General features: G+C 56.4%; 26 protein-coding genes. 9 read left to right on the top strand and 17 right to left on the bottom strand.

Going from position 1 to position 25160, the window contains the following annotated elements:
• Positions 1 to 2 precede the first annotated feature (2 nt).
• From JQM66_RS04835 to JQM66_RS04855, 5 genes are all read left to right on the top strand, one after another.
• Complete coding sequence (locus tag JQM66_RS04835) at positions 3 to 440, top strand: hypothetical protein (protein WP_235228737.1); 438 nt, start codon at positions 3 to 5, stop codon at positions 438 to 440.
• A 22-nt stretch (positions 441 to 462) separates the two neighbouring features.
• A complete protein-coding gene (locus JQM66_RS04840; RefSeq protein ID WP_235228738.1) occupies positions 463 to 651 on the top strand; it encodes a hypothetical protein in 189 nt (62 codons plus the stop codon).
• A 3-nt stretch (positions 652 to 654) separates the two neighbouring features.
• Complete coding sequence (locus tag JQM66_RS04845) at positions 655 to 1218, top strand: helix-turn-helix domain-containing protein (protein ID WP_235228739.1); 564 nt, start codon at positions 655 to 657, stop codon at positions 1216 to 1218.
• A gap of 328 nt (positions 1219 to 1546) precedes the next feature.
• Positions 1547 to 1750 (top strand): hypothetical protein, encoded by a 204-nt coding sequence (locus JQM66_RS04850; protein ID WP_235228740.1) that lies wholly within the window; start codon positions 1547 to 1549, stop codon positions 1748 to 1750.
• Between the two features lie 706 nt (positions 1751 to 2456).
• The gene (locus tag JQM66_RS04855) at positions 2457 to 2600 is read left to right on the top strand and encodes a hypothetical protein (RefSeq protein ID WP_235228741.1); all 144 of its coding nucleotides are present in this window, start codon (positions 2457 to 2459) and stop codon (positions 2598 to 2600) included.
• Positions 2601 to 2883: 283 nt separating this feature from the next.
• On the opposite strand, the gene JQM66_RS04860 is transcribed toward JQM66_RS04855, so the two are convergent.
• Positions 2884 to 3108, bottom strand: a complete 225-nt coding sequence (locus tag JQM66_RS04860) for a helix-turn-helix domain-containing protein (protein ID WP_235228742.1) — start codon at positions 3106 to 3108, stop codon at positions 2884 to 2886.
• Positions 3109 to 3305: 197 nt separating this feature from the next.
• Here JQM66_RS04860 and JQM66_RS04865 point away from each other — a divergent pair, with 197 nt between their 5' ends.
• The gene (locus tag JQM66_RS04865; RefSeq protein ID WP_235228743.1) at positions 3306 to 3584 is read left to right on the top strand and encodes a hypothetical protein; all 279 of its coding nucleotides are present in this window, start codon (positions 3306 to 3308) and stop codon (positions 3582 to 3584) included.
• A gap of 61 nt (positions 3585 to 3645) precedes the next feature.
• The gene (locus JQM66_RS04870) at positions 3646 to 4233 is read left to right on the top strand and encodes a recombinase family protein (RefSeq protein WP_235228744.1); all 588 of its coding nucleotides are present in this window, start codon (positions 3646 to 3648) and stop codon (positions 4231 to 4233) included.
• Between the two features lie 37 nt (positions 4234 to 4270).
• Here JQM66_RS04870 and JQM66_RS04875 read toward each other — a convergent pair whose 3' ends face one another.
• Complete coding sequence (locus tag JQM66_RS04875) at positions 4271 to 4984, bottom strand: hypothetical protein (RefSeq protein WP_235228745.1); 714 nt, start codon at positions 4982 to 4984, stop codon at positions 4271 to 4273.
• Between the two features lie 305 nt (positions 4985 to 5289).
• Between JQM66_RS04875 and JQM66_RS04880 the strand changes: the two genes are divergently transcribed.
• On the top strand, positions 5290 to 6366 hold the full coding sequence (locus tag JQM66_RS04880) for a helix-turn-helix transcriptional regulator (RefSeq protein WP_235228746.1): 1077 nt from the start codon (positions 5290 to 5292) through the stop codon (positions 6364 to 6366).
• 81 nt (positions 6367 to 6447) lie between these two features.
• Here the strand turns inward: JQM66_RS04880 and JQM66_RS04885 are convergent, their stop codons facing one another.
• Together JQM66_RS04885 and spo0A are read right to left on the bottom strand one after the other, a co-directional pair.
• On the bottom strand, positions 6448 to 7440 hold the full coding sequence (locus JQM66_RS04885; protein WP_235228747.1) for a tyrosine-type recombinase/integrase: 993 nt from the start codon (positions 7438 to 7440) through the stop codon (positions 6448 to 6450).
• 170 nt (positions 7441 to 7610) lie between these two features.
• Positions 7611 to 8369: a sporulation transcription factor Spo0A gene (gene spo0A / locus JQM66_RS04890; protein WP_235228748.1), complete on the bottom strand. Its 759-nt coding sequence runs from the start codon at positions 8367 to 8369 to the stop codon at positions 7611 to 7613.
• A 239-nt stretch (positions 8370 to 8608) separates the two neighbouring features.
• Between spo0A and JQM66_RS04895 the strand changes: the two genes are divergently transcribed.
• Positions 8609 to 9175, top strand: coding sequence for an NUDIX hydrolase (locus JQM66_RS04895; protein ID WP_235228749.1), 567 nt, complete (start codon positions 8609 to 8611; stop codon positions 9173 to 9175).
• Between the two features lie 364 nt (positions 9176 to 9539).
• Here JQM66_RS04895 and spoIVB read toward each other — a convergent pair whose 3' ends face one another.
• The 13 genes from spoIVB to JQM66_RS04960 form a co-directional block, all read right to left on the bottom strand.
• Positions 9540 to 10457, bottom strand: a complete 918-nt coding sequence (gene spoIVB / locus JQM66_RS04900) for a SpoIVB peptidase (protein ID WP_235228750.1) — start codon at positions 10455 to 10457, stop codon at positions 9540 to 9542.
• A 285-nt stretch (positions 10458 to 10742) separates the two neighbouring features.
• Positions 10743 to 11873 (bottom strand): cell division protein FtsZ, encoded by a 1131-nt coding sequence (gene ftsZ / locus JQM66_RS04905; RefSeq protein ID WP_235228751.1) that lies wholly within the window; start codon positions 11871 to 11873, stop codon positions 10743 to 10745.
• 193 nt (positions 11874 to 12066) lie between these two features.
• On the bottom strand, positions 12067 to 12837 hold the full coding sequence (locus JQM66_RS04910; protein ID WP_235228752.1) for a cell division protein FtsQ/DivIB: 771 nt from the start codon (positions 12835 to 12837) through the stop codon (positions 12067 to 12069).
• Between the two features lie 4 nt (positions 12838 to 12841).
• Complete coding sequence (gene murA / locus JQM66_RS04915) at positions 12842 to 14113, bottom strand: UDP-N-acetylglucosamine 1-carboxyvinyltransferase (protein ID WP_235228753.1); 1272 nt, start codon at positions 14111 to 14113, stop codon at positions 12842 to 12844.
• Between the two features lie 65 nt (positions 14114 to 14178).
• Positions 14179 to 15315 (bottom strand): undecaprenyldiphospho-muramoylpentapeptide beta-N-acetylglucosaminyltransferase, encoded by a 1137-nt coding sequence (gene murG / locus JQM66_RS04920; RefSeq protein WP_235228754.1) that lies wholly within the window; start codon positions 15313 to 15315, stop codon positions 14179 to 14181.
• 170 nt (positions 15316 to 15485) lie between these two features.
• Complete coding sequence (ftsW, locus tag JQM66_RS04925) at positions 15486 to 16757, bottom strand: putative lipid II flippase FtsW (protein ID WP_235228755.1); 1272 nt, start codon at positions 16755 to 16757, stop codon at positions 15486 to 15488.
• A gap of 154 nt (positions 16758 to 16911) precedes the next feature.
• On the bottom strand, positions 16912 to 17892 hold the full coding sequence (mraY, locus tag JQM66_RS04930; RefSeq protein WP_407946004.1) for a phospho-N-acetylmuramoyl-pentapeptide-transferase: 981 nt from the start codon (positions 17890 to 17892) through the stop codon (positions 16912 to 16914).
• Between the two features lie 38 nt (positions 17893 to 17930).
• A complete protein-coding gene (locus tag JQM66_RS04935) occupies positions 17931 to 19379 on the bottom strand; it encodes a UDP-N-acetylmuramoyl-L-alanyl-D-glutamate--2,6-diaminopimelate ligase (protein WP_235228757.1) in 1449 nt (482 codons plus the stop codon).
• 110 nt (positions 19380 to 19489) lie between these two features.
• Entirely contained in the window at positions 19490 to 21958 is a 2469-nt protein-coding gene (locus tag JQM66_RS04940; RefSeq protein WP_235228758.1) for a penicillin-binding transpeptidase domain-containing protein, read from the bottom strand.
• Positions 21959 to 22171: 213 nt separating this feature from the next.
• A complete protein-coding gene (locus tag JQM66_RS04945) occupies positions 22172 to 22741 on the bottom strand; it encodes a hypothetical protein (protein WP_235228759.1) in 570 nt (189 codons plus the stop codon).
• Between the two features lie 128 nt (positions 22742 to 22869).
• Positions 22870 to 23817, bottom strand: coding sequence for a 16S rRNA (cytosine(1402)-N(4))-methyltransferase RsmH (rsmH, locus tag JQM66_RS04950; protein ID WP_235228760.1), 948 nt, complete (start codon positions 23815 to 23817; stop codon positions 22870 to 22872).
• Positions 23818 to 23823: 6 nt separating this feature from the next.
• Positions 23824 to 24267 carry a division/cell wall cluster transcriptional repressor MraZ gene (gene mraZ / locus JQM66_RS04955; protein ID WP_235228761.1) on the bottom strand — a complete coding sequence of 148 codons (444 nt, stop codon included), beginning with the start codon at positions 24265 to 24267 and terminating at the stop codon, positions 23824 to 23826.
• A gap of 367 nt (positions 24268 to 24634) precedes the next feature.
• Positions 24635 to 25159, bottom strand: a complete 525-nt coding sequence (locus JQM66_RS04960; RefSeq protein ID WP_235228762.1) for a hypothetical protein — start codon at positions 25157 to 25159, stop codon at positions 24635 to 24637.
• Position 25160: the final 1 nt, after the last annotated feature.

Here is a 25160-nt window from a genome sequence, read left to right on the forward strand (position 1 = left end):
TTATGGCTACTAAGGGTTACAAGATTGACTTCACCAGCAATACTCTGGTGATGAACTACAAGTTCCACTCCGCTTCTCAGGAATACGGCACTCCCGAAAACAAACTGGTCAAAGAAATTCTGAGCGACTTTCCCACACTGATTGTTGTTGTCAAGGCTGGCCGCGAGGTCAAGACCACCAATAAGAACAAGCGCCTGACCTATGAGAACATGGAAAAGCACATCAGCGCTTATGAGAACTCCGCCGAACTCCTGGATGTTTTTGAAACCGTCAAGGCTCTCTCCAAGACTGCCGCCAGCCCCTACAAGTATGTTACTGACTGGTTTGTGGCACAGTTCCCCGACTACAAGAAAGCCCCTGTTTTCAAGGATGAAAAACTGACTGTCCCCCCCGTGAAGGTTCCTGACATCAGAGAATACAAAATCAAGAAGGCTGCTTAATCAAGAAATGGAGGAAATGAAAATGACTAAGTTTGAGAAGTATGTGGAAGATCTGGAAATCTACTGCCAGGAGTTCGGCTGCAATAAGCGTGAGGGTCTGATCGACATTCTGTTGATGCTCCATGAAGGTGTCGCCTGGATGGATCAACTCGAAAAAGAACTCGATTCCATGAGCGATGAAAAACTGATGGAAGTCTACATTAACTTTTGAGCCATGGAAGAAGTAATCTTTTACAAAGAGTGGCTGCCACTGCCAAAAGCAGAGTTCAATGTGTTGGCGATGATTGCTGAGCAAGGCGGCTCCTTCTCTGGCAACTACTCTGACATGTGCAGATACTTAGGTGTAACCCCTCAGGATCGAAACAGAACCGCACTTAGAAACGCCATTGAGTCTTTAACCTCCCATGGCTTCATCTCCTGTGAGAGCCACGGCAGAACCCGCCATCTGACAGTCATTCCAAAAGCAACAGAGATCAGGCTGCCGCGCCCCTGGGTGCAATCGGTCATTCAGCACGACTACTCTTCCGAGGCAGTTGCCTTTGCCCATGTCCTCAAAGTCTTCATCTGGATCGCCCTCAACGATCTGAGCGTGGTGACAAACGGCATGATTGCCGAAGATCTGAATGTGTCTGTGTCAACTGTGGTGAATGCAAAGAATGTCCTTGAGCGCGAATATCAGAACATCTCGAAAAGAAAAGTTTCAGAGAAACTTGGCGAGGATTTTTTCAGGACATTGGGACAGGAACTTGCGGCTGGTGCATGGTGGACAGAGATCTAAAAGAGATACTTTTTCCTTGCTAATAAATAGAAACTAAAATTATTACTGAGAAAAAAGTATCTCTTTTTAATTGAAATAAGCATCGCTCTTTTGCTACGAAGCCGCAACAGCGGCGTTCGTGCAAAAGTAGCGAATGCTTTAGTGGATAAATCGACCTCCGCCGAGTCCGTGTTTATTCGTCATTACCGAAGCAGCCGTGAAAGTTCAGAAAACTGTCCTCAGAGCGCTTGATTTTGATTTTACACAAAATTTTTGTTATAATATTTATAGAAAGTTAAGGGATTAGAACTTTCCTGAAGCTTTACTACGATGAAAAGGAGCTCATTTTATGAGTAAGTCTATTACAGTCGATCTTGATTGGTTTAACATCATTACCGCCTACGCCGAAGAGCATTGCATGACAAAGAAGGATACCTTGTCGATGCTGTTGGACATCTCTATCGGTCGCAAGAACACATTTTACGATTGGTATTTGGCGTATGGCACGGAAGACACAGAAAAAGCAGGAGGAAATTCTGATGAAGAATTATGAGAGAAATAACTACGAAGAAAACGTATACAAGTGGCTAAAGCGCAATGGCTGGGCAGATACTTTTGAATACCCCGGCATTTATGAAATCCGCATCGATGATTAGACCGTCTACATCGGCAAAAGCAAAAACATGCTCCGCCGTCTGGCGCAACATTGGGTCGGCTTCCAAACAAAAAGTGAACGCAAATACTGTATCCTTTCTGAAGCAAAAAAACATGGGCACAGGGTTTCTTTCGGTGTACTTCATTACGCCAACAATTTGTTGCCCCAACTGATTGATGAAGAGTTAGGATAGATCGAGGGTGAGTTCATCAGGGAGTTAATGCCCGTTTTGAACACATAGATTCCAAAAGCCGACAACTGGAGAAACTATGAAATCAACAAAGCCGCAAGCACCATCACTCTGTCCGAGATTTTGCAATAGCAAAATACATAAATCTTGATAGAGCAGATTTTATATAGATTGAAGAAATTTTCATTAGGGAGGATTAGATATGAGTTATAGCAAACTTGACTACATCGACATGATGATAGAACACGTTTAGGACTTACGCAGAAGTATTTGCGGAGAACCATCCGCAGATACACTTGCCTTATGGCATTTGGACGATGTGCATTTTCAAATGTGGCGCGACTACTACGCCCAGCATGAAGAAGAACTCGACGATAACTTTACCTTTAAGTTTACAAGTGAGGTGAAGTTGAAGTGAGTGACAAGAAGAAAGATAAGGAGAAAGACAAGAAAAAGAAGAAGTCCGTAATGGAGGCTGAAATCATGCGGTTTATGGAAAAGAGCCTAAAATCTGCACTGGATGTCGCCTTAGATGACATCTTTAAAGAATGGAAATAACAAGAGGCGGAAGCCGTTCTGAATGGAACGACTTCCGCCTTTTTTCGTTATCCTACGCCTGACGGCAGACTTTCCCCCTGTCGATCACAGCCCATAAAACCGTCTTCTGGATTGAAAATGCCTCTCCGTGGGAGCGTTGCCCACGCATTTTCGGCAAGGGGCATCGGAAAAATTTTTATCCCGAAATGGGTGCCCCACCTGTCCAATCAACCATTTGTTTTGCTGAACACTTTTGGATGGATTCAAAGGGGCTGAAAACTGCCCCGAAAAGGAGGAATTTTGTTCAGGGAACTTCGTCCCCCGTTTCCTGAACAGGGACATACTCAATCAGGTCTGCGGGCTGACACTCCAAGAGGCCGCAGAGCGTTTCAAGGTTTTCCCAAGACACGCCTTGCTTGTTTCTGAACTTCTGGAGCGTGGATTGGCTCAGCAATCCATCTGTGCGGATTTTGTTGGTGTTGTAGCCCTTCTCCTTCAACGCAGCCAGAACATCGACTTTATACTGCAACGGTATCGCAATCGCCTCCTTTTCCATTGTCCTTATTATAGTCTATCCATTGCACGAAATCAAGTGCAAAATTACACAAGGAATAGCACTATATTTCGTGCAAATCGTCAATTGCATTGCACGATAATTCGTGCTATAATAAAGACAGTTAAGGGAGATACCCAAACACAAATAACATCCAAAAGGAGATATGAATTATGAGTAAGAACGAACTGATTGCCAAGATCGAAGCCCTGAACGAGTGGGAAGCCCTGATGGAGGAAGCCAAATCTGAAGCCGAAGCCATCCGCGACAGCATCAAGGCTGAAATGTTGGAGCGAGAGGTTGAAGAACTGACCGCAGGACAGTACATCATCCGCTGGACTTCTGTGATCTCCAACCGCTTCGACACCACGGGATTCAAGAAGGTCTATGGTGATCTCTACAAAGCCTTTACGAAGCAGACCAACAGCCGCCGCTTCTCCATCTCTTGCTAAACCAAATACGCTCCACGGGCAACACCAAGCCCGTGGAGCAGTCAAAAAGGAGGACAGACATATGAACCACGGATACGCACGATGCTCCACCAACGAGAGCAAGCAGGACATTGATCGTCAGGTGCGGGAACTGAAACAGGCAGGGGCAGAACGCATCTTCCTTGAATACGAACACGGGGACGCCGACGTGAAGTGCCAGTTGTCTTCTCTTTTGGAACAGGCACAGCCGGGAGACACGATTATTACTTTGGAAGTCTCCCGTCTCGCCAGAAGCACAAAGCAGTTGTGTGAGATCATTGAGATCATCAAGGCGAAGCATTTGCGGTTGGTGATTGTGGGGAGCATTACCGTGGATTGCTCCAACGGAGAGATTGACCCTATGACAAATGCCTTTATCCAGATGTCCGGGGTGTTTGCCGAATTAGAATTGCGTATTATCCGGGAGCGTGTGCGGTCTGGCATGGCAAACGCCAGAGCAAAGGGAGCAAAGATTGGCAGACCGCAGGCAACGGCAGACGATATTCCCGCCGTGTTTCTCCGCCATTATCCCGCGTTCAAAAATAAGCAGTTGAATGTATCGGAGTTGGCAAGAGTCTGTGATTTGAGCAGAACGACAGTCTATAAGTATCTCAACCTTTTGGAATGTTAAAAAGGAGTGGGATTTCCCACTCCTTTTATGTACTGTATTACTCGACAATGTAAGCATCCACGCAACCATCGGCGGTTATTTTGTAGGAATATGTGATTTCCTGTCCTTTGTAAGAACTAACATCATCTCTAAAATGAACTACCTTCAAGTACGAGTTGTTGGGGAATTCGATATTCCATGCATTCTCACCATAACTTGCGTTTTGGCTATGAAGTTTTCCTGTTGCTTCAAAACGATCGCTGGCAATGGCGGAGTTCTTGAATACCAGGTCAATAACAGTCTGCGTACCCCAATCGGGAATCGTTTCATCATGGCTGCTCACATCATCGAGCTTGCCAACAAAATTCAGTCTCTGCTGATGCTCTAAAGAGATCAGATCATCCAAAGGAAGATACAGATGTGCAACCATCATATTTGCGGCAGTTGCATAGGCCCCCTGTTCATCTGTAATGTAAAAAGTGATAACTGCATGATCTTCTTCAACAGACCAAATCTCGCCGCCAAAAGTGTATACATTTCCTACTAAACTCTTGGCAAAAGCAATGTTAGTGATAGACTTGTCGATTTCATCTCGTGTTAAAGCAGTTGCACTACTCAACATTTCCTCTTTAGTAATTGTTGCAGTAATTTCTGTAGCAGTTGTATTTCCTTCATTCTTGGTTGCTTCTTCGGGTGTGTTGTTTCCTCCACCACAAGCACACAGGGACAGGCATAGAACAAGTGCCAAGAGCAGGGAAATATACTTTTTCATAGTCATCCTTCTTTCTCTAAAATTAAAAAAGTGTGTAGCCCCGAATGGAACTACACACCGAAAAACGCATAGCCCCATTGCTGCGACACAATCATTCGACGACCCCAAAGGATGCCAAATTAGAGGGTGCGTTTTTACCAAAGTAAAAACACATCCTTTGTATCGCCGAAATTATATGATTGTGTCGCAAGAACACTTTACCACAGTTAGATGGAAAATTCAAGATAAGGCGAGACGCAATGTCTTTTTTCTTTTACTTTTGGCGTGGTATAATACTCAAAACATCATCTACGGAGGCTGCAAGCATGGCATCACCGATCAAGAACAGCGACAAGGGCGGCAAGCGTCCCGGCCAGAAGTTCAAATCTCTGCTGGTATGGCAATATCTTTTGAAGCACACAGACGATGACCATGCTGCCAGCTCCGAGGCCATCAAGGAGCATTTGCGGGAATACGGCATCACCGCAGACCGTCATTCCATCGCCCGCGACATCGATGCACTGAATGAACTCTTCGCCCTGGACATGAACGCGGATATTGAAGACCGTGACCGCTTGAATTATGAAATTGTCTACGATGCCAGCAAGCGCGGCTACAAGGTCGTCTGCCGCCCCTACGAGTTCCAGGAACTTCGTCTACTGGCAGAGTGCGTCCGCGCTTCCAAATTCATCTCCAAGAGCCAGGAAGAGCATTTGCTGACTGCCATTGAGGGTCTGTGCAGCGAGAGCCAGGTGGAGGAACTGCAAAACGAAGTCTACCTGGTCGGACGCAGCAAAACCAGCAACAAGTACATCATGGCTTCCATGCTGAAGATCAACCAGGCAATCAAGGCAAAATGGAAAATCAGTTTCAAGTACCTGAAGCACACCCTGAATGATCGTTCCACCCAGGTCGCCAGGAGAGGCGGAAAGGCGTACATCCGCAGTCCCTTCAAACTGCTTATCAATGACGGCAACTACTACCTCCTGGCTTACGACAGTGACAAGGAGGACATGAGAACCTACCGCCTTGACCGCATGAAGGAAGTCGAGATCATCAGGGAACCGAGAGACGGCACTCAGGTTTACGAAAAGATAAACATGAGAACTTACACCCAGCGCGTCTTTTCCATGTTCGGCGGCGAGGATAAGTTCGTCAGCATCCGCTTCACCAATGACCTCCTGGACACCGCCGTGGAACGCTTCGGCAACAGCGAAGAGGTTTTTTACCGTCCTGACGATAGTGGACATTTTGTTGTGTCTGCCCATGTTGAGATCAGCAAACAGTTTTACGCATGGATTTGCGGTTTCCATACCAAAGCCAGGATCATCAATCCCCCTGAAGTTGTAGAGGGCATGAAATCCTTCCTTAAGGACATCTCCAGCAGATACGAAAGTGAATAAAAGTAGAAACAACCCTCCAGAAAGTTGATACTTCTGGAGGGTTGTTGTCAAAAGTTGATGGCTAAAGCCAATTAAAGGTGGTTACATCCGCGCCACAGGACTGAAGTTCTGATAGCGTTTCCCAATGTCTTCATCGTTCAAATCGAGGTAGGCTTGCTCTGTGACGGTCACGCTGGAATGACCGAGAATTTTACTCAGCGTGTAAATGTCCATGCCACTCATCAGACAGCGCTTCGCAAAGTTGTTCCGCAGACAATGAGGCGAAACCTTTTCACTCAGACTGGCGCGGCGGAGGTAATGTTTGAAGTTGGTTTCAAAGTTGCTCACCTGGATGCTTGCCCCGCTTCGCTTCACAGGAAAAAGGTAGTCACTCTCCACATACCTGTCCTTGAACTGAATCCACCGCCGCAGGATCACTTCTGTTTTGGGAGAGAAGAAGACAACTCTGTCCCGCCGCCCCTTGGTAATCTCAGCCCGCAGGAAAACCTTGTGTGCAGCCAGGTCAATGTCATCCATCAGCAAGCAACTGCATTCTCCCAACCGCATTCCACTGTCGATCATCAGCATAATCATGGCAAAGTCGCGGTGTTCAGGGTAGTAGGACTTATCCAACTGAGCAATCAGTTTCTTGAAGTCATCATCACTGATGAACTCCTTCGCCTTGCGGTTCACCTTCAACTGTCTGACTTTCCTCATGGGGTTCTTTTGGAGAACATAGTCCCTGTCCAGCCAGTTGAAGAAAACGCGGAGATTGCGGATGTAGTTGTTAATGGTGGTCACAGTGATAGGATTGCGAAAATCCCTTCGTCTGTCGGGATGGTTGGTTTCCTTCTTCTTTTCGTCTGCGTAAAACGAGTATTTCCCACGCTCCTGCAAATCATTGATGTAACGGCGGATGATGGACTCTGTAACCTTGTCAACTGTGAAAATGTTCATCTGCTCTTCGCACCATCTCTGAAACAGGCGGAGGGTCTGTTCGTAACTGGTCATTGTTCGCTCGCGGAGTTGACGGCTTCTGCAAAACACCATAAACTCATCAATCTGCCAATCAAAACCCATGTCTGTCATAGCCATAAACACTCCTGTTCATTGGGATATTTTCATACCCAATAAAGCAGGAGTGTTCATAGGTTCAGCAAAATAAGTTTATAGGTCTGTTTTGTCGGCGTTCATTGAAACTTTGGAGCCTTCGTAGGTTTGGCGATTTTGAAAAAATTTTAGCAAACCTTTGTGCCGCAAGGCTTTCAGCCAACATGATTTTTCTTCATGTCGAGGCAAAGTCTGTCTGCGATCATGGCGATGAATTCACTATTGGTGGGCTTGCCCTTGGCGTTGCTCACCGTGTAGCCGAAGTACTTCTGCAGGGTTTCCAGGTCGCCCCGGTCCCAGGCCACCTCGATGGCGTGGCGAATGGCCCGTTCCACCCGGCTGGGCGTGGTGGCAAACCGCTTGGCCACCGCCGGATACAGCACCTTGGTCACAGCGTTGATGACCTCCATATCGTTCACGGCGATGATGATGGCCTCCCGCAGATACTGGTAGCCCTTGATATGGGCCGGGACGCCGATCTCATGGATCACTGCTGTCACCCGGTTCTTCAGGGCCACGGCGTGCTCCTCCGGTGTGGCCGGCTGGCCAAAGATCATCCGCATCCGATCCAGCAGGGTCCCCACCTCACAGGGCTTGGGCAGGAAATAGGCGGCGCCCATGCCCATGGCCTCCGCCACCACCTGGTCTGTGCAGAAAGCGGAGAGCACGATCACCTTGGTCTTTCCCTGCTGCTCCTTCAGCTGCCGAAGAATCGTGACACCGTCAGTTCCCGGCAAAACCAGGTCCATCAATGCCACATCCGGAGTCTTCTGCTCCAGAATCTGTAAAGCTTCCGTCCCGTCACCCGTAGACCCCACCACGGCAAATTCTTCTGTTTTTTCGATCACTTCCCGCAACATGCTGCGGAATTCTTCGTTGGCATCTGCCAGTAATACGGTTTTCCTGTTTTCCATGCTACCTTTCCTTTACAAAGAATTTTGATTTGCGACGGATTCGTAACGCTTCAAATTACGTTTTCTATAAACTAGCATAAACTTACAGTTTTTTCAAGTTCTTGACTGTAAAAAAATTCCAGAATCGTTCGACACATTTCTCGAGATTCACCGCAATTGCCTGCCGCCCATGGGATTGCGGCTTCCCTTTCGGCCACAGATATGGTATCATGAGAAAAAACGTTCAACAGGAGACGCTTATGGACCTTATATCAGCACTACGTGCATACCGCCCCTGGAACCCGCAGGAGGTGCGGGATACCGCAGAGCTTCTCCGCCGTCTGGAGAGCGGCGAAGATCTGTTTCACCGTGAAAATACTGCCGCCCACCTGACGTCCTCCGCCTGGGTGGTGAGTCCGGACCGGACGCAAATTTTGATGGCCTATCACAATCTGTACGACTCCTGGGCCTGGCTGGGAGGACACGCCGACGGCGAGCAGGACCTGCTGGCAGTGGCCCTGCGGGAGGTCCGGGAGGAGAGCGGTGTAACGGCCCGGCCTGTGTCCGACCAAATTTTTTCAGTGGAAATTCTGCCGGTCTCCGGTCACGAAAAGCGGGGGGAATACGTCTCTTCCCATCTCCACATGAACGTCACCTTTCTCCTGGAGGCAGACCCTGCCGCCCCTGTGCGCAGCAAGCCGGATGAGAACAGCCGGGTGGCCTGGTTCGCCCTTCAAGACGCGTTGGCTGCCTCCTCGGAGCCCTGGATGCGGGAACGCATTTACCAGAAGCTCAATGAAAAGCTGCGGGAAAGTTCCAATTTCTGACGTATGCAGAGATTATATACCATTTTTTCAGTTTTATCCAGTACGAAGGCGGGATTTCTCCCGCCTTCCAGCTTGTCGAAAAAATCTTTTCGACAAGCTACTGCAAGTTTTTCTGAACTTGAAAAGTTCAGAAAAACTTATGATTGAAAACGAATGGCCCAGGCCACCCTCTCTTGCCGCTGCGCGACAATTCACCTTGAGACACCCTTCCTGGGTTGTCTACGCGCCAAGAGCCGCCTTTGGCGGTTGCGCTCCGACACGCTCTGCGGAGCAGTCTTTCGTAACTATCTTCCTTCCCGTTGCGCAAGTTTTCCGGGTTTATCGACAGTCTACGAAGGCGGGATTCCTCCCGCCTTCGTACTTTTTATGCCGCTTTCAGCATAGTTTCCATGGAAATTCCATATCCTTTACAAGGATCGTTCAGCAAAACGTGGGTCACGGCGCCCACCAGCTTTCCATCCTGCAGAATGGGACTGCCGCTCATGCCCTGCACAATGCCGCCGGTGACGGCGATCAGCTCCGGGTCCGTCACGGAAATCACCATCTCCCGACCGTCCGAGGCATTGGGGATCACCTTCAAAACTTCAATTGCATATTCCTCCACCGTATCGCCCCGGACATTGGCCCGGATGACGGCAGGTCCCGCTTTTGCCGTGCCGGTGGATACTGCTGCGCCCAGCACCGCGGCATGATCCGCTGCATCCAGCGTTCCGAAAACACCGCAACTGGTGTTGGCGTACAGGTCACCCAGGTCAGCCGTCAGGTCAAAGTCGCCCTTCAGCTCACCGGCGCTGCCCGCGGTCCCCTTTTTCACCGCCTTGACTGTGGAAGGCAGGATGGAACCGTCCGCAAAGGGCATCAGTTGGGCAGTGTCCACGTCGGTGATGCCGTGTCCCAGGGCGCCGAAGACACCCGTGGCCGGATCATAATAGGTCATGGTGCCGATGCCCGCCATGCTGTCCCTGATCCAGGCGCCGATGCAGTAGACGCCCTGGTCATTGGGTTCCGGCTCCACGGTCAATGTCACCGGGTCGCCCTGGCGCTGCACCTGAAGGTCGGTGGTGCTGCCGTCGCTTTCCTGCAGAAGCGCCTGGAACTGCTCCGTGGAGGTCACGGTGCTGCCGCCGCATTTGACGATGACATCTCCCGTTTGCAGTCCGCAGGCCCGGGCAGGCGTGCCGCCGTCCGAGAGCTTCACCACCACCACGCCCCGGGCAAACAGCTTGATGCCCACGGTGTGGCCCACCGGTACCAGCATCCGCGGCGTCATTTCGACGGCCATGGCCACACTTGCGGAGCACGCCAGAACCGCCAGGAGGCACGCTGCTCCGAACCGCAAAAGCCGTTTTCTTGTTCCCGTTGTTCCATACAATCCAAAAAACACTCCTTTCCAAAAAAATTGCAAACCGCCGGATGTCCCGGCTGGGTTATCTTCTGCGGTCTGTCCACGGTCCACACCCAGCAAAAAGCGGCAGCGATCCCATGGTTGTTTTTTGCTTTCCTGAAAATCCGGACGAAAAAAGGACCTCACAGCCAAAAGACTGTGAGGTCCTCCAACATTTAGCAGTTAGTCACGTTTTTCAAAAATTTTCAGAATGTCATCGAAAATGTGGTCATCGTCATCCACCTCTGCGGCCTTCTTTTCCTCCTCAGGGTCAATGGGTTCAGGAATCTTTGCGCCGTGGGGGGTAACTGCCTGCGCAGACGCAACGCCTGCGGAGACCTTGGGCAGCTCAGTAGTCACCTTGTCGAAGCCGGTGGCAATGACCGTGACGCGGATCTCGTCGTCCAGCGTCTCGTCGAAGGTGGCGCCGAAGATGGTAAGGGCGTCGGGATGGACGGCCTGCTGCACCAGAGAGGCAGCCTGCTCCACTTCCTCCAGGCCGATGTCCATGGAGCCGGTAACGTTGATCAGGACGCCCTTGGCACCCTCGATGCTGGTCTCCAGCAGGGGGCTGGAAATGGCCATCTTGGCAGCCTCCTCGGCCTTGCCCTTGCCGGCGGCGCGGCCAACGCCCATGTGAGCCATGCCCGCGTTCTTCATGATGGCGGTCACGTCGGCGAAGTCCAGGTTGATGAAGCCGGTATCCCGGATCAAGTCGGAGATGGACTGCACCGCCTGGCGCAGCACATCGTCGGCGATCTCGAAGGCGTTTGCAAAGGTGATCTTCTGGTCAGTGGCGTGCTTCAGCCGCTCGTTGGGAATAATCACCAGGGAATCCAGCTTGTCCTGCAGTTCGGCAATGCCGGCCTCGGCCTGCTGCATCCGGCGGCGGCCCTCAAAGCCAAAGGGCTTGGTGACCACAGCCACGGTGAGGATGTCCATTTCCTTGGCGATCTCCGCCACAATGGGCGCCGCGCCGGTGCCGGTGCCGCCGCCCATACCGGCGGTGATGAACACCATGTCGGTGTCCTCCAGAGCCTTGGCGATCTGGTTGCGGCTCTCCTCGGCGGACTTGCGGCCCACCTCGGGGTCGGAGCCGGCGCCCTGACCGTGGGTCAGCTTTTCGCCGATCTGAATTTTATAAGTAGCGCTGGAGACGTTCAGCGCCTGCTTGTCGGTGTTGACCGCCACGAACTCCACGCCCTTGGTCCCGGAACGGACCATGCGGTTCACGACGTTGTTGCCGGCGCCGCCCACGCCGATGACTTTGATATTCACAACGGTATCAGGACCTGTTTCCAATCCAAATGCCATACTGGTGCCTCCTGCTATCATTTGTAGAAACGGGCCGAAAAGCCCGTCATTTGACCCTATATCCTGTGGTCCAGGCTATTTAGTTTATTGTAAGACACTTTCCTCCCGCGGTCAAGTATCCCGACACGTTTTCCCATGTTTTTTTCTGAAAAACAGAGGAGCGGTATCCCGACGGAGCCCGCTCCCCCCCTATTTACCGTGTGCTTTGGTCCAAATAGATCCGCCCGCTCTCCCGGGTCATGTCGAAGGTACCGGTCATGTTGTCCTGCACCTTCCCGCTCTCCATGGCCTGTCGCAGCATTTTCAGCTTCATGGGATAATCTGCGCCATAGGGCATCTTCACGGTGAAGCGGCCGAGATAATCCATTCGGATGGCAGAGAGGTCATCCAGACGGATACCGTCCACATCCTCCAGCATGTCGGCCTCCTCCAGAGCCGCCATCAGCTCCAGCAGGCTCTCCTGCTGTGAGGCATATTCGGTAGCCAGAGCTATGGACGTCCCCACGGTGGGCGCCAGCAGCTGGCACCCGGAGATCATGCCGCAATCCGCCGCCGCAGAGGGGTCCAGCTGATCCACCAGCATGCCCTTGGGGCTGATAAGCCAGGCGCTGCCGTCCTGCACCAGAGCGAAGGGCGTGCCGCATTCCTTGATCTCAATGACCAGGGTGTCCGGCAGCCGCCGGTTGATGCGGATCTCCTCGATGTAGGGCAGCGCTTCCCGGATGTTGCCCGCCACGGTGTTCTTGTTCAGCAGGTAGAGGTTGTCGCCGTTCTCAATGGCCGAGGCCTCCCGGATCTGCTCCTCCGTGTACCGCTGCTCCCCCAGAATCTCCACATGGTCCACCCGGAAAAACAGCGTCACGGCGGCCACCACGGCGCCGCAGATCACCAAGATGGACAGCAGCTTATAGAGGAAGCCAAAGCTTCCCCTGCGCCGCCGGCTGGAATTTCTGCGTCTTGCCATGAAGTTACCCCTCGATCTGCTCTGTTTCTATCCGAACGATATCCGCTCCAAGAGCGGACAGGTCCCGTTCCAAGCTTTCATATCCCCGGTCGATGTGACCGATCCGCATGATGCGGCTCTCTCCCTCTGCCGCCAGGGCCGCTACGCACAGCGCCGCCCCGCCCCGCAGGTCCGTACACTGGACGGCGGCTCCGTACAGAGTGTCCGTCCCACTGACCACCGCCACCCGGCCGGACACCTGGATGTCCGCTCCCATGCGGATCAGCTCATCCACATGGCGGTAACGGTTCTCAAAAATATTCTCCTCAAACACCGTGGCCCCCCGGCTCCGCAGCAGCGCCGCCATCAGCACCGCCTGGGCATCCGTGGGGAAGCCCGGATAGGGCGCCGTCCGCACCGGGCGGACCGCCCGCAGCCGCTTGTCACAGGCGCAGGCAATGCCCGCCGCGTCAGACCGCACGGTACAGCCCGCCTCCCGCAGCAAGGCGGTAACAGTAGCCAACTGCTCCTCCCGGGCGCCCCGCAAAAAGGCCCTGCCTCCGGCGGAGGCCGCCGCGCACAGGTAGGTGGCCGCGGCAATGCGGTCCGGCATCACAGTGTAGGTACACCCGTGGAGCCTTTGACCTCCCTCCACCGTGATGGTGGAGGTCCCCGCTCCGGACACTTTAGCCCCACAGGCATTCAGGAAGTTCTGGAGATCCATGATCTCCGGTTCCCTGGCGGCATTGAAGATAGCGGTGATGCCCTCAGCCCCGCAGGCCGCCAGCATCAGATTCTCCGTGGCCCCCACCGAGGGCAGACTCAGCACCAGATCGGTGCCCCGCAGGCGGGCGGCCCGACAGTGCAGGTGGCCGCCGGTATCGTCGATCTCCGCGCCCAGGTCCCGAAGCCCCGCCAGGTGCAGATCAATAGGCCTGGGTCCCAGCTCACATCCGCCGGGATAGCTGAGCTCCGCCCGGCCGCACCGGGCCAGGATGGCACCCAGGAAAATGGCGGAGGACCGCATTTCCCGCATCAGTGTATCAGAGATGGCGCAGCCCTGCAACCCGGCGGTATCCACCACCAGGCCGTCGGCCTCCCAGCTGGCATCGCAGCCCAGGCCCTGTAAAATGCGGATCGAGGCGTCCACGTCCCGCAGACGGGGGCACCCCCGCAGCTTTACCTGGTCCCCGGTCAGCAGCGTGGCCGCCAGGATGGGCAGTACACTGTTCTTGGCCCCCTGGACCGTCACCTCTCCGTTAAGACGGGTGCCGCCCCTCACCAAAAGCTGGCTCATAGTCGTTCCCTCCGCTCCCAAAGAATGGTTCAACAGTCCATCCTATGGGAGAAAGGGATTTCTGGTTACTGCGTGATCTGCAGAATGGTCTGGTAAATGCGCTCCGTAGCGTCCCGGATGCCCAGGGCGGCCATGGCTGTTTCCATGCCGGCCCGCTTCTCCGGATCCCGGAGGATGCCGCAGGCTGCCTGGAACAGGGACTGACCGGAGCTGTCCTTTTCCAGCAGCACCGCCGCGCCGCCAGCCTCCTCCAGCACCCGGGCGTTCTTCTCCTGGTGGTTATTGGTCACATAGGGAGACGGCACGATCAGGGCAGGAACCCCCAGGGCCGTCAGTTCGCTGATGGTGGAGGCCCCAGCCCGGCAGATGACCAGGTCTGCCGCCCGCATGACCTGCGCCATGTCATAGATATACTCCCGCACCTGCAGGGACGGATGCTGTGCCAGGTCCACGCCCTTTTCCTTCAGCAGCTCAAGAACCACCGGGTAGCCGCCCTTGCCGGCGGCGTGGATGTGGTGGAAGGGCTCCTTGGCCGCCTCCAGGGCCAGGAAATCCGCCATCTGGCGGTTCATGCCGGAGGCCCCCAGGGACCCCCAAAAGGAGACGATCAGGGGTCGGCCGTCATCCACGCCCAGCTTCTGCTTCGCCTGCTTCTTCGTCAGATCAAAAAAATCCCCCCGCACCGGCGTGCCGGTGACTACCACCTTGTTCGTGTGCTTGTAGTGCTGGCGGCAAGACTCGAAGCCCACCATGATACGGTCCGCGAAGGGCTCCAGCATCTCGGTGGTGAGCCCCGGCACCATGTTGGACTCATGGACTGCCGTGGGGATGCCCGCCTTGGCGGCGGCCTTCACCATGGGATAGCTGGCGTAGCCCCCGGTGCCGATGACCACATCGGGCCGGAACTCCCGCAGGATGGCCTTTGCCTCCCGGGGCGCCCGGGTCAGATTATAGAGGGACACTAAGTTGTGTTTGATCTCCGCGGGCTTCAGCGAACGGTGAAAGCTGGAGATGTGGACCGTGCGGAACGCATAGCCCGCCTTGGGCACCAGGTCCTTTTCCAACCCCCGCTCAGCCCCCACAAAGAGGAATTCCGTCTCCGGGTCTTTCTCATGCATCAGCTGCGCCAGGGCAATGGCGGGATTCACATGGCCCGCCGTGCCGCCGCAGGTGAAAGTGACCCGTTTTATCTTCTTTTCCATCCTATCAACCTCATTTCTTTTGCCGACAGCAAAAGAAATCATTCAAATCATTTTCGCCGCGGCGTGTACGTGGCGAAAATTCCCCGACCCAGCCGCCTTGGGCGGCGTTCACCAGTCCGAAGACTGGTGGTGGGGGATTCTCAAGGGGGAGCCTGCTCCCCCTTGACATACTATCCTGCCTTCGTCGGCTTCATCTGCCGCGACACCGACAATACGATCCCCATTTCCGCCAGCTGCATGGACAAAGCCGTGCCGCCGTAGCTGAAGAAGGGCAGTGAAATGCCGGTGGTGGGCAGCAAACCCGTCACCACGCCGATGTTCAGGAATGTCTGCATGGCGATCAGCGTGGTGACGCCCACCACCAGAAGACTGCCGAAGCGGTCCCGGGCATGGAGGGCGATCCAGTAGCCCCGCAGGATCAGCGCCGCAAACAGCAGCATGATAATGGTAGCACCGATGAGGCCCAGTTCCTCGCAGATGATGGCGAAGATAAAGTCGTTGTGCTCCTCCGGCAGGTACAGAAACTTCTGCCGGCTTTTCCCCAGGCCCACGCCCAGCAGGCCGCCGGAGCCAATGGAGATCAGGCTCTGGGACAGCTGATAGCCGGCGCCCCGGGGGTCGATGAAGGGGTTCTGCCACATGGCGATGCGGCTCTGGCCGTATTGGATGATGCCGGACATCATCAGGAACAGCACGCCTCCCGCGCCACCCACGGCGGCGATGACCCAGGCCCAGTTGATGCCGCCCACCAGCATCAGCACCGCGCCGGTGCCCAGGATCAGCACCGTGCCGGACAGGTGGGGCTCCAGCATCATCAGCACCGCAATGACGCCCATAATCAGCAGATAGGGTGCGATGCCGTACCGGGTGGTTCGCATTTTATCCTTTTTGTGGGAAATGCTGTCAGAAAAATACAGCACCACCGCCATTTTCGCGATCTCGGAGGGTTGGAAGGTAAACAGCTCGCCCACGCCGATCCAGCGGGTGGCGTTGTTTCGGGTGACGGCGATGGGGTTGCCGGGGATGATGACCAGCACCAGCAGGATAATAGCAAGGTACAGCATCAGCTTTGCAACGCCCCGAAACCGCTGATAATTGATCCTGCCGATCAGAAACATGGCCGCGATACCCATGGCGGCAAAGACGCCCTGCCGCACAAAGTAGTGCATGGGGTCCTGGCCGTCGGTCTCGTAATAGGCGGAGGGAAAACTGGCAGACAGCAGCATCACCAGGCCGATGGCCGTCAGCAGCAGCACCAGCAGGCAGAAGGGCAGATCAATGGGCCCCTTGGCCAGTTCCCGGCTCTCCGCTTCCTTTTCCTTTCGGCGCTGGACCCGTTCCCGCCGGGCCTGCTCGGCCTCCTGCTCCCGCCGCTTCCGCTCCTGGTAGCGGTCCATGGCTGCCTGCCGTTCCGCGGCTGTCATACGCCGCTGTGTCGCCATCTTCACCCCTCCTTTCCCACAAAAGCTCCGCTTTTGCGGGAGCCCTGGAATTTTATTCAAATCGCCCGAACTGAATTTGGCCGATTTCAAGGTTTTCACATCCGTGAAAACGCTTGACGCGCTGGCCGCGCGGCGTGCGCTTTGCGCCCGCGGCTCAGTACCGTCCCTGTACGCCCAGATAAGCCAGCACGCAGCACACCAGGGTGATGCCGGAGAACACCGCCACCAGCTTCGCCTCGCTCCAGCCGGACAGCTCCAGGTGGTGGTGCAAAGGTGCCATTTTGAAGAATCGCTTGCCGTGAGTTGCCTTGAAATAGGCCACCTGGATAATGTCGCTCATGGTCTCGGCGATGTAGATGATGCCCACGGGGATCAGGATCAGGGGCATATCCAGCGCAAAGCCCAGGGCCGCCACAGCGCCGCCCAGGAAGAGGCTGCCGGTGTCGCCCATGAAGACCTTTGCCGGGTGGTGATTATACACGAAGAAGGCCGCCAGGCCGCCTGCCAAGGCGGCGGGAAGCAGAGCCAGGGTGGTCAGGTGCCACAGGGCGGCGGTCACGGCGAAAAACACCATCACCACGAAGGTGACGCCGGTGGCCAGGCCGTCCACACCGTCTGTCAGATTCACGGCGTTGACGCAGCCCACAATGACGAAGGCCGCGAAAATCAGATACACGATCCAGGGAATGGTGATACTGACCTGGAAAAACGGGATATACAGGTCATTGGTCAGCAGACCCTCATACCGCATCAGCACCAGGAACACCACGGCGGCCGCCAGCTGCAGAATAAACTTCTGCTTGGCGGTCAGGCCCTCGTTCTGGTGCTGGCGGACCTTGCGGTAGTCATCCACAAAGCCGATCAGGCCAAAGATCAGTGCAAACAGGTATACATACAGGTGGTCGAATTCTCCCGCCAGCATCCGTCCCCAACCCAGGACCAGCACGGTGATGCCGGTGCCCAGAATGAACATGATGCCTCCCATGGTGGGGGTGCCGGCCTTGCCGGCATGCCAGGTGGGGCCGTCCTTCCGGATCTCCTGTCCGGCCTTCAGTTTCCGCAGCTCGGCCAATACAAACCGGCCCAGCACCACGGTCAGCACAAAGCTGACCAGGGCCGCCAGCAGCAATATCATCTCCATAGGTCTCTCTCCCTTTTGTGCGTTTTCTTGTTTTATTTCCCGGCGTTCAGGTAGTCCGCCACGATCTCCCGCTCATCCATATGATGCTTGACATGGTTTACTTCCTGATAGGTCTCATGGCCCTTGCCGCAGAGGACGATCACGTCGTCCTTCTCCGCGTGGTCCATGGCCCAGTGGATGGCCTCGATGCGGTCCTCCACCACCACGTAGGGGGTGTCGCTGCCGTCGAAGCCCGGCAGAATATCAGCAATGATGTCGGCGGGCTTTTCCGTCCGGGGATTGTCGGTGGTGACGATGGCAAAATCCGCGATGTCCGCCGCCACCTTGCCCATCTTGGGCCGCTTGGTCTTATCCCGGTCGCCGCCGCAGCCGAAGAGGGCCACGGTCCGTCCCTTGGCAAAGCCCTTGACGGAGGACAGCACGTTCACCATGCCGTCGGGGGAATGGGCGTAGTCGATCAGGATGGTGTAGTCCTTCCCCGGAGTGGGGACCACCTCCACCCGGCCCTTCACATGGGGGACACCGGCCAGGACTTCAGCACTCTTTTCCAGGGAAATGCCCAGAGCCAGCGCAGCACCCAGCACATCCAGGGTGTTGTATACCATGAAGCCGCCGGGGATGTTGACCCGGATGGGGACCCGCTGGTCAGCGGTCACGGCCGTAAAGGCAATGTGATCCGCTTCCAGGCAGATGTCCTCCGCCCGCAGGTCGCTGGGGGCCTTCTCGCTGTAAGTGAACTTCCGGCAGGTGGCCTCCGCCAGCAGCCGGTCCGTCCAGGGGTCGTCGGCATTGCAGACGCCGGTGTCGCAGTTGCGGAACAGGATGGCCTTGGCGTCGCAGTAGGATTCCATGGTCTTGTGGAAATCCAGGTGGTCCTGGGTCAGGTTGGTGAAGATGCCCACGGCGTAATGGACGCCGTAGACCCGGTCCAAAGCCAGAGCGTGGGAGGAGGCCTCCATCACCACGTGGGTACAGCCTGCATCCCGCATCCGGGCAAACAGCTTCTGGAGCTCAAAGGACTCCGGGGTGGTGCGCTCCGTGGGGATGACCTCATCGCCGATCATGTTCTGATTGGTGCCGATCAGGCCCACCCTGGCCCCCAGGGCCTGCTCCAGGATGCTTTTCAGCAGATAGGTTGTGGTGGTCTTGCCGTTGGTGCCGGTGACGGCCACCATGGTCATGCTGTCCGCCGGATGGCCGAAGAAGTTGGCGCCCACCACGGCGAGGCCCCGGCGGGAATCCGCCACCTGCACATAGGGGATGTCTTCCTCGGGAATCTTCTCGCACAGCACCGCTGCGGCTCCGGCAGCCGCCGCCTTGCCGATGAAGGCGTGGCCGTCCACCGCGAAGCCCGTCATGGCCACAAACAGGTCGCCGGGCTTTGTGGTCCGGGAATCATAGCTGACGTCTGTGATCTCCATCTCCAGGTCCGCCGTGGCGGACAGGATCTCCATATTTTTCAACAGTTCACTTAATTTCATAAAGCCTGCTCCTTATCACAGTCTCGGTGCCTGATACACCAATGGTATTATAGACGTCCGAAAATGTGAAGTATACGGAGAAATGTGCCAAAAATTCTGCAAAACCTGCGTTAATCCAGCACTGAACCGTCACCAAACTGGATGGTGACCACGGTACCGGCCTCCAGTTCCGTTCCCTCGGCCACACTCTGGGAGATGGCCCGGACGTTACCGGCATTGGCAGAGGTGGCACCGGACACCTTCATAATGAGACCCGCATCCGCCAGGACCTTGTTGGCCTCCGACGCCGTCCTGCCCACCACGTTGGGCATGACCCGGGGCGTATTGTTCTTTTCCACACCCAGGTACAGCACCACAGTGGCGTTGTTGGGCACGATGGCGCCGCCCGCCGGGGTCTGATCGGTGACGGTCTCCCCATCGCCCACGGTCCGGCAGGAGAAGCCGGCGCTCTCCAGAATGGACTTGGCGTCCGCCGCGGTCTTGCCCACCACGTTGGGGACGGCGGCGTCCATGCCCGCCAGCTCCTCGGCGGTGTAGTCGGGCTCCACGCCCAGAACGGGCAGGATATCCGCCATGATGCTGCTGGCGGTGGGGGCCACCATGTTGCCGCCGGACACGTAGACGCCGGTGTTCCGGCTGGGGGTATCCATAGTGATCAGCATGATGTACTGGGGATCGTCCGCCGGGGCGAAGCACATGAAGGAGACCACCACTTCCTTCGTGGTGTTTCTGGTGGCCGTTTTATCGGCCGTACCGGTCTTGCCGCCGATGCGGTAGCCCGCCACCTGACCGTTGCGGCCGGTGCCGGAGGCCACCACGTATTCCAGGCACTCCCGGACCGTGGCGGAGGTCTCCTCACTGATGACCTGGCGCACCGGAGTGGCTTCGTGCTGATAGACCACATTGCCCTCGCCGTCCAGCTCCTGCTCCACCACATAGGGGGTGTACAGGTAGCCGCCGTTGATACAGGCCGCCTGAGCCCGGATCAGCTCCAGCGGGGTCACGTTGAAGGTCTGACCGAAGGAATAGGACGCCAGGGACGCGGCGTCGTTCATCAGGCTGGTTTTGCTGACGATGCCCTTGGTCTCGCCGATCATATCCACGCCGGTGGGCTCCGTCAGGCCAAAGGCCTGCATATACTCATAAAATCTCTCGCCGCCCAGCCGCTGGCCGATATTGATAAAGGCCGGGTTGCAGGAGTTGCCCACCGCTACCTCCAGGGACTGCAGGCCGTGTCCCGCTTTCTTGGAGCAGTGGATGGTCCACTTGCCCACCTTCACGGAGCCGGTGCAGTTGAAGGTGGAGTTCTTGTTGACCAGTCCCTCCTCCAGTGCCGCCGCCAGGGTGATGGGCTTGAAGGTGGAGCCGGGCTCATAGGTGGAGTCGATGCATTTGTTTCTCCAGGCGGTGTTGACCGCGTTGCTTCTGGCCGCGCTGACCGCCTCCTGGTACGCCTCCTCGGACGCATAGCTGCTGCGGTTCTTCTCGATCTCCGCCAGAGATTTGTCCAGGGCCTCCTGCAGAGTGGTGTCCAGGATCATGCCGTACTGGTTGGAATCGTAATTGGGATAGGAGGCCATGCCCACGATGGCGCCGGTATTCACGTCCATGACGATGCCGGTGGCGCCGTTGGCGGCGTCGAACTTCTCCAGCATGCTCTCGATGCCCTTTTCCAGATAGGACTGGACCTCCACATCCAGGGTCAGCACCAGATCATGGCCGTCCTCGGCGTCGTAATACTGCTCGAACTGGTACAGCATCTCCGTGCCCGCCGCGTTTTTGGCGCTGACGGTCATACCGGCGGTGCCCTCCAGCACATCGTTGTACTTGGCCTCCAGGCCCACGCCGCCCTGGTTGTCGGCGTTGACGAAGCCCAGCACGTTGGCCGCCAGGCTGCTGTACGGATAATAGCGCTTGGAATCCGGTTGGAGCCAGATGCCCTGGAGCTTGGTGGGACTCTTCTTGGGGTTCTCCTTCAGGACGGTCTTGCCGTCGTCGTTGACAAAGGTGAGCTCGTTGCCCTCCTGGTCGATCTCGCCGTTCATGAAGCGGCGGATCTGGTCGGCTTCCGCCTGCTCCACCTTCTTCTTGACGATCACATAGGCATCGTCCGTGTCCGCCATCCACTTTTCGATCTTCTCCTGGTCCACACCCAGAATGCGACTAAGACCCCGGGCGATATAAAGCTGATCCCGCACCTGAGGCGCCGTGTAGGTCTGGCCCTTCTCCGCGGCCTTTTCCCGGGCTTCCTCGATGGCCTGCTCCTGGGATTTCACATAGGCCGCCACGTCCCGGGGGGACAAAAGGACTGTCTCCGCCGTGGCGGAGGCCGCCATGATATAGCCGCTCCGGTCGTAAATGGTGCCCCGGGAGGCGGTGACCACCGCGCTGAGGGTCTGCTGGTTCACCGCCCGCCCCTGCAGCTCCTCGTGGCGGTTGATCTGCAGGTCGTAGAGCTTCCAGAACAGCAGCAGAAAGGTGCAAACGCCCAGCAAAACCATCACCAGCACGGTCCGGCTGCGGACCACCTGGTTGGCACGGCGGGCGGCGTCACTTTTTCTGCGGGAATTGACAGGCATAGACAGGTTCCTCCTTGGAACTGAACGGGCGCGCCGCAGGGCGGCGCATGAGTACGGGCGTTTTGGAATGTCATTTCCACATTCCGCCGGAATGCGAAAATGACCTGCGGGGAGCGAGAAGATGGCCTTCTCCCTCCCCGCGGTGTGACGTATGATCAGCGCAGCGCCCGGTGCCATCCATGGGCAGGGGGCTGCTGCATTATAATGCAGAGGTCATTTGAAATATTCCACCACCGCATAAACGCCGTGGTTCAGGGAAGTCAGCACGCTGCTGAGCACGCTGGGCTCCTCCTGCTGGTAAACGATGGCGGTATCGCCGCCGGCCATGTCCAGGTAGCAGATCTGGCTGGTGCTGGGCTTGGTCATACCCGCCGCTTCCGCCGCCTCCCGGACGGTGGTCAGGTCAAACATCTGCTCATACTGGGCGGTGAGAGCGGCGTGCTCTGTCTCCAGGGTAGAAAGCTGTTTCTTCAGCGCCACGGTATCGGAGGCCAGAGCGGTGAGCTGGATGTAGCTCATGAGCACCAGGACCGCCAGTCCCGCCACAGCGGCAAAGCCCAGCAGAGAGAACAGCGAAACCTGCTGACGCTCCCGGACCAGAACCTTGGGGGCCGCGTGGACCTTGGGCTGCTGCCGGACCTGCTCCTGCTCCTGATGGCGGGGGGCTTCCCCGGCATGGCGCAGTTCCCGTTCCCGGACGGCCCAGTCCAGATCACGTGCAAGGCTGCCGTCCACGGCACGTCCGCTCTGACGATATTGCAATTCCCGTGCCGTCGCTGCCATACTGGTTTCTCCTTTCCCCACAAAAGCTCCGCTTTTGCGGGGCCCTTTCCTTTGAATCACCGGGTCAGGCCATCAGCCTGTCCCTGATTTGCCGTTTCCGGCGTCCGTATCTTCCGGCTCTGACCGTCTTACAGGTCAAAGGTCTCGCACTTCTCCGCCACCCGCAGCTTCGCGCTTCTGGCGCGGGGGTTCTCTTCCAGCTCCGCTTCTCCGGAGACGATAGGCTTCCGGGTCAGCACCTTGATTTTGGGCTTCTTGCCGCAGACGCACACCGGAAACTCCGGCGGGCAGGTACAGCCCCGGGCCATGTCCTGCATGGCGCGCTTGACGATGCGGTCCTCCAGAGAGTGGAAGGTGATGACCGCCAGCCGTCCGCCGGGATTCAGGAAGCCCACTGCCGCCTTCAGCATGGGAGGCAGGGCCTCCAGTTCGCCGTTGACGGCAATGCGGATGGCCTGGAAGCTGCGCTTGGCGGGGTGCTGCTTCTCCCGCAGGGCCGCCGGCGGCATAGCCCCTTTGATGACATCCACCAGCTCCAGGGTGGTCTCGATGGGTCGGGTCTCCCGGGTCCGCACGATGGCCTTTGCAATGGCGGGGGCGTAGCGCTCCTCGCCGTATTCATATAAGATGCGGCGCAGCTCCTCATAGCTCCAGCCATTGACCACCTCGTGGGCAGTCAGGGGAGCGGAGGTGTCCATCCGCATGTCCAGCGGAGCGTCCTGCATGTAGGAAAAGCCCCGGGAGGCGTCATCCAGCTGTGGAGACGAAACGCCCAGGTCAAAGAGCATCCCGTCGGCGCCGGTGATGCCGGCCTCCCGCAGTTTCGCGTCCAGCTCCGCAAAATTGCCATGGACCAGCGTCACCCGGTCCATCCATGGAGCCAGCCGCTCCCTGGCGGCTTCGATGGCTGCCATGTCCCTGTCGATACAGATGAGCCGGCCGGTGGCAAGCCTCTGGACGATCTCTTTTGAGTGTCCCGCGCGGCCCAGTGTACCGTCCACGTATACCCCGTCGGGGCGGATGTTCAGTGCGTCGATACACTCGTTCAGCAATACAGATTTGTGTGTGTATTCCATAGTCCCTCACCCACGGTTCCGCCGGGCGCGGGCCAGAGCATCCATGGCAGCCGCCATGTCGTCGTCCTCCAGCATCCGCTGCTCCCGCGCGGCCCAGGTCTCCTCGTCCCAGATCTCCGCGGAGGTGTTCAGGCCCACGATGGTGGCCGTCTTTTTCAGTCCGGCGTACTTCCGGAGGTTGGCGGGGATCAGGACACGTCCCTGGCCGTCCGGCTCGCACTCCACGGCGTTGGCGTACAGCAGGGTCAATGCCCGGGCCTCGGTGTAGGGCAGGTCGTCCATGTCCTCGGACATCTGCTCCCACTTGGCCTGGGGATAGATGGTCAGACAGTGCTCGGCGCCGATGGTGATATAAAAGGTATCCCCCAGCGCTTCCCGCATGTTGGAGGGGATCACCAGGCGGCCCTTGGTGTCGATGCTGTTGTTGGATTTTCCCATCAGCCGCGCCATGAAATGCCGCCCCCTTTCCCCTCTTTTTGGGACAGAATGGGGAGTAAGTGACACCAGGCATCCAAAAGCCCCCACTTTTCCCCACCTTGTAATTTGAGTATAGCAAATCCACCCAAAATTGCAAGGATTTTTTTCCGACAGGAATGCAGGAAAATATGGAATTTTTCCGGTATTCGGGCCTTTTCAGCTCCCTTTCCCGCACTTCCTTGTGCGGTTGACGTAAAATAAAAGAGGGGTGCCGACACAAGATATTGTGTCGACACCCCTATATTGCAGATATATCATCTAAATCTGGGATATGCGTAAAAAGTTTCCGAAATTTTTTCGTCGTTTTTTACAAAATTTTACCGATTATGGTGACTGGGCCTCAGGCGTCCTCTTCCATCTGGACAGCCTTTGCCTCCAGCTTTTCCCGCTGCTCCTGCATCTTTTCGGCAGAGGCACTGCGGAACCGGACCCGGGACTGCTTCACCTCGTCCAGAGCGGCCTGGACCGCTTCCTCCGTCCGAGCCAGGGCGTCTTCAGCGTACTCGTTGGCCACCTGGTACAGCTGGCGGGAGCGCTCTTCGGCATGGGCGATGATCTGGCGGGCCTTCTCCTTGGCTGCGTACAGCACCTCGCTGTCGGAGACCTTGGTCTTGGCCTCCAGCTCCGCCTGGCGCATCATGCGCTCCACGTCCCGCTTGGCGTCATCCACGAATTTCTCCCGGGCGGCCAGCAGCTCCTGGGCCCGCTTGATCTCCACCGGCAGGGCGGCCCGCAGCTCGTCCAGCAGGTCCAGCATCTCATCCCGGTCCACCATGCTCATATTGGGCTTCAGGGCGGGAGCCTTGGCGTCCTCGATCCGCTCATACAACATATCGATCAGGCGATTGATATCACTGTTTGCCATG

Origin of the sequence: Oscillibacter valericigenes (genome assembly GCF_021531915.1) — a bacterium.
Lineage (GTDB): Bacteria > Bacillota > Clostridia > Oscillospirales > Oscillospiraceae > Oscillibacter > Oscillibacter valericigenes_A.

What these genes read in the sequence shown, in the direction of transcription:
- JQM66_RS04835 (WP_235228737.1), top strand. Translation starts at nt 3, where the DNA reads ATGGCTACTAAGGGTTACAAGATTGACTTCACCAGCAATACTCTGGTG.
- JQM66_RS04840 (WP_235228738.1), top strand. Translation starts at nt 463, where the DNA reads ATGACTAAGTTTGAGAAGTATGTGGAAGATCTGGAAATCTACTGCCAG.
- JQM66_RS04845 (WP_235228739.1), top strand. Translation starts at nt 655, where the DNA reads ATGGAAGAAGTAATCTTTTACAAAGAGTGGCTGCCACTGCCAAAAGCA.
- JQM66_RS04850 (WP_235228740.1), top strand. Translation starts at nt 1,547, where the DNA reads ATGAGTAAGTCTATTACAGTCGATCTTGATTGGTTTAACATCATTACC.
- JQM66_RS04865 (WP_235228743.1), top strand. Translation starts at nt 3,306, where the DNA reads ATGAGTAAGAACGAACTGATTGCCAAGATCGAAGCCCTGAACGAGTGG.
- JQM66_RS04870 (WP_235228744.1), top strand. Translation starts at nt 3,646, where the DNA reads ATGAACCACGGATACGCACGATGCTCCACCAACGAGAGCAAGCAGGAC.
- JQM66_RS04875 (WP_235228745.1), bottom strand. Translation starts at nt 4,984, where the DNA reads ATGAAAAAGTATATTTCCCTGCTCTTGGCACTTGTTCTATGCCTGTCC.
- JQM66_RS04880 (WP_235228746.1), top strand. Translation starts at nt 5,290, where the DNA reads ATGGCATCACCGATCAAGAACAGCGACAAGGGCGGCAAGCGTCCCGGC.
- JQM66_RS04885 (WP_235228747.1), bottom strand. Translation starts at nt 7,440, where the DNA reads ATGGCTATGACAGACATGGGTTTTGATTGGCAGATTGATGAGTTTATG.
- spo0A (WP_235228748.1), bottom strand. Translation starts at nt 8,369, where the DNA reads ATGGAAAACAGGAAAACCGTATTACTGGCAGATGCCAACGAAGAATTC.
- JQM66_RS04895 (WP_235228749.1), top strand. Translation starts at nt 8,609, where the DNA reads ATGGACCTTATATCAGCACTACGTGCATACCGCCCCTGGAACCCGCAG.
- spoIVB (WP_235228750.1), bottom strand. Translation starts at nt 10,457, where the DNA reads ATGGCCGTCGAAATGACGCCGCGGATGCTGGTACCGGTGGGCCACACC.
- ftsZ (WP_235228751.1), bottom strand. Translation starts at nt 11,873, where the DNA reads ATGGCATTTGGATTGGAAACAGGTCCTGATACCGTTGTGAATATCAAA.
- JQM66_RS04910 (WP_235228752.1), bottom strand. Translation starts at nt 12,837, where the DNA reads ATGGCAAGACGCAGAAATTCCAGCCGGCGGCGCAGGGGAAGCTTTGGC.
- murA (WP_235228753.1), bottom strand. Translation starts at nt 14,113, where the DNA reads ATGAGCCAGCTTTTGGTGAGGGGCGGCACCCGTCTTAACGGAGAGGTG.
- murG (WP_235228754.1), bottom strand. Translation starts at nt 15,315, where the DNA reads ATGGAAAAGAAGATAAAACGGGTCACTTTCACCTGCGGCGGCACGGCG.
- ftsW (WP_235228755.1), bottom strand. Translation starts at nt 16,757, where the DNA reads ATGGCGACACAGCGGCGTATGACAGCCGCGGAACGGCAGGCAGCCATG.
- mraY (WP_407946004.1), bottom strand. Translation starts at nt 17,892, where the DNA reads ATGATATTGCTGCTGGCGGCCCTGGTCAGCTTTGTGCTGACCGTGGTG.
- JQM66_RS04935 (WP_235228757.1), bottom strand. Translation starts at nt 19,379, where the DNA reads ATGAAATTAAGTGAACTGTTGAAAAATATGGAGATCCTGTCCGCCACG.
- JQM66_RS04940 (WP_235228758.1), bottom strand. Translation starts at nt 21,958, where the DNA reads ATGCCTGTCAATTCCCGCAGAAAAAGTGACGCCGCCCGCCGTGCCAAC.
- JQM66_RS04945 (WP_235228759.1), bottom strand. Translation starts at nt 22,741, where the DNA reads ATGGCAGCGACGGCACGGGAATTGCAATATCGTCAGAGCGGACGTGCC.
- rsmH (WP_235228760.1), bottom strand. Translation starts at nt 23,817, where the DNA reads ATGGAATACACACACAAATCTGTATTGCTGAACGAGTGTATCGACGCA.
- mraZ (WP_235228761.1), bottom strand. Translation starts at nt 24,267, where the DNA reads ATGGCGCGGCTGATGGGAAAATCCAACAACAGCATCGACACCAAGGGC.
- JQM66_RS04960 (WP_235228762.1), bottom strand. Translation starts at nt 25,159, where the DNA reads ATGGCAAACAGTGATATCAATCGCCTGATCGATATGTTGTATGAGCGG.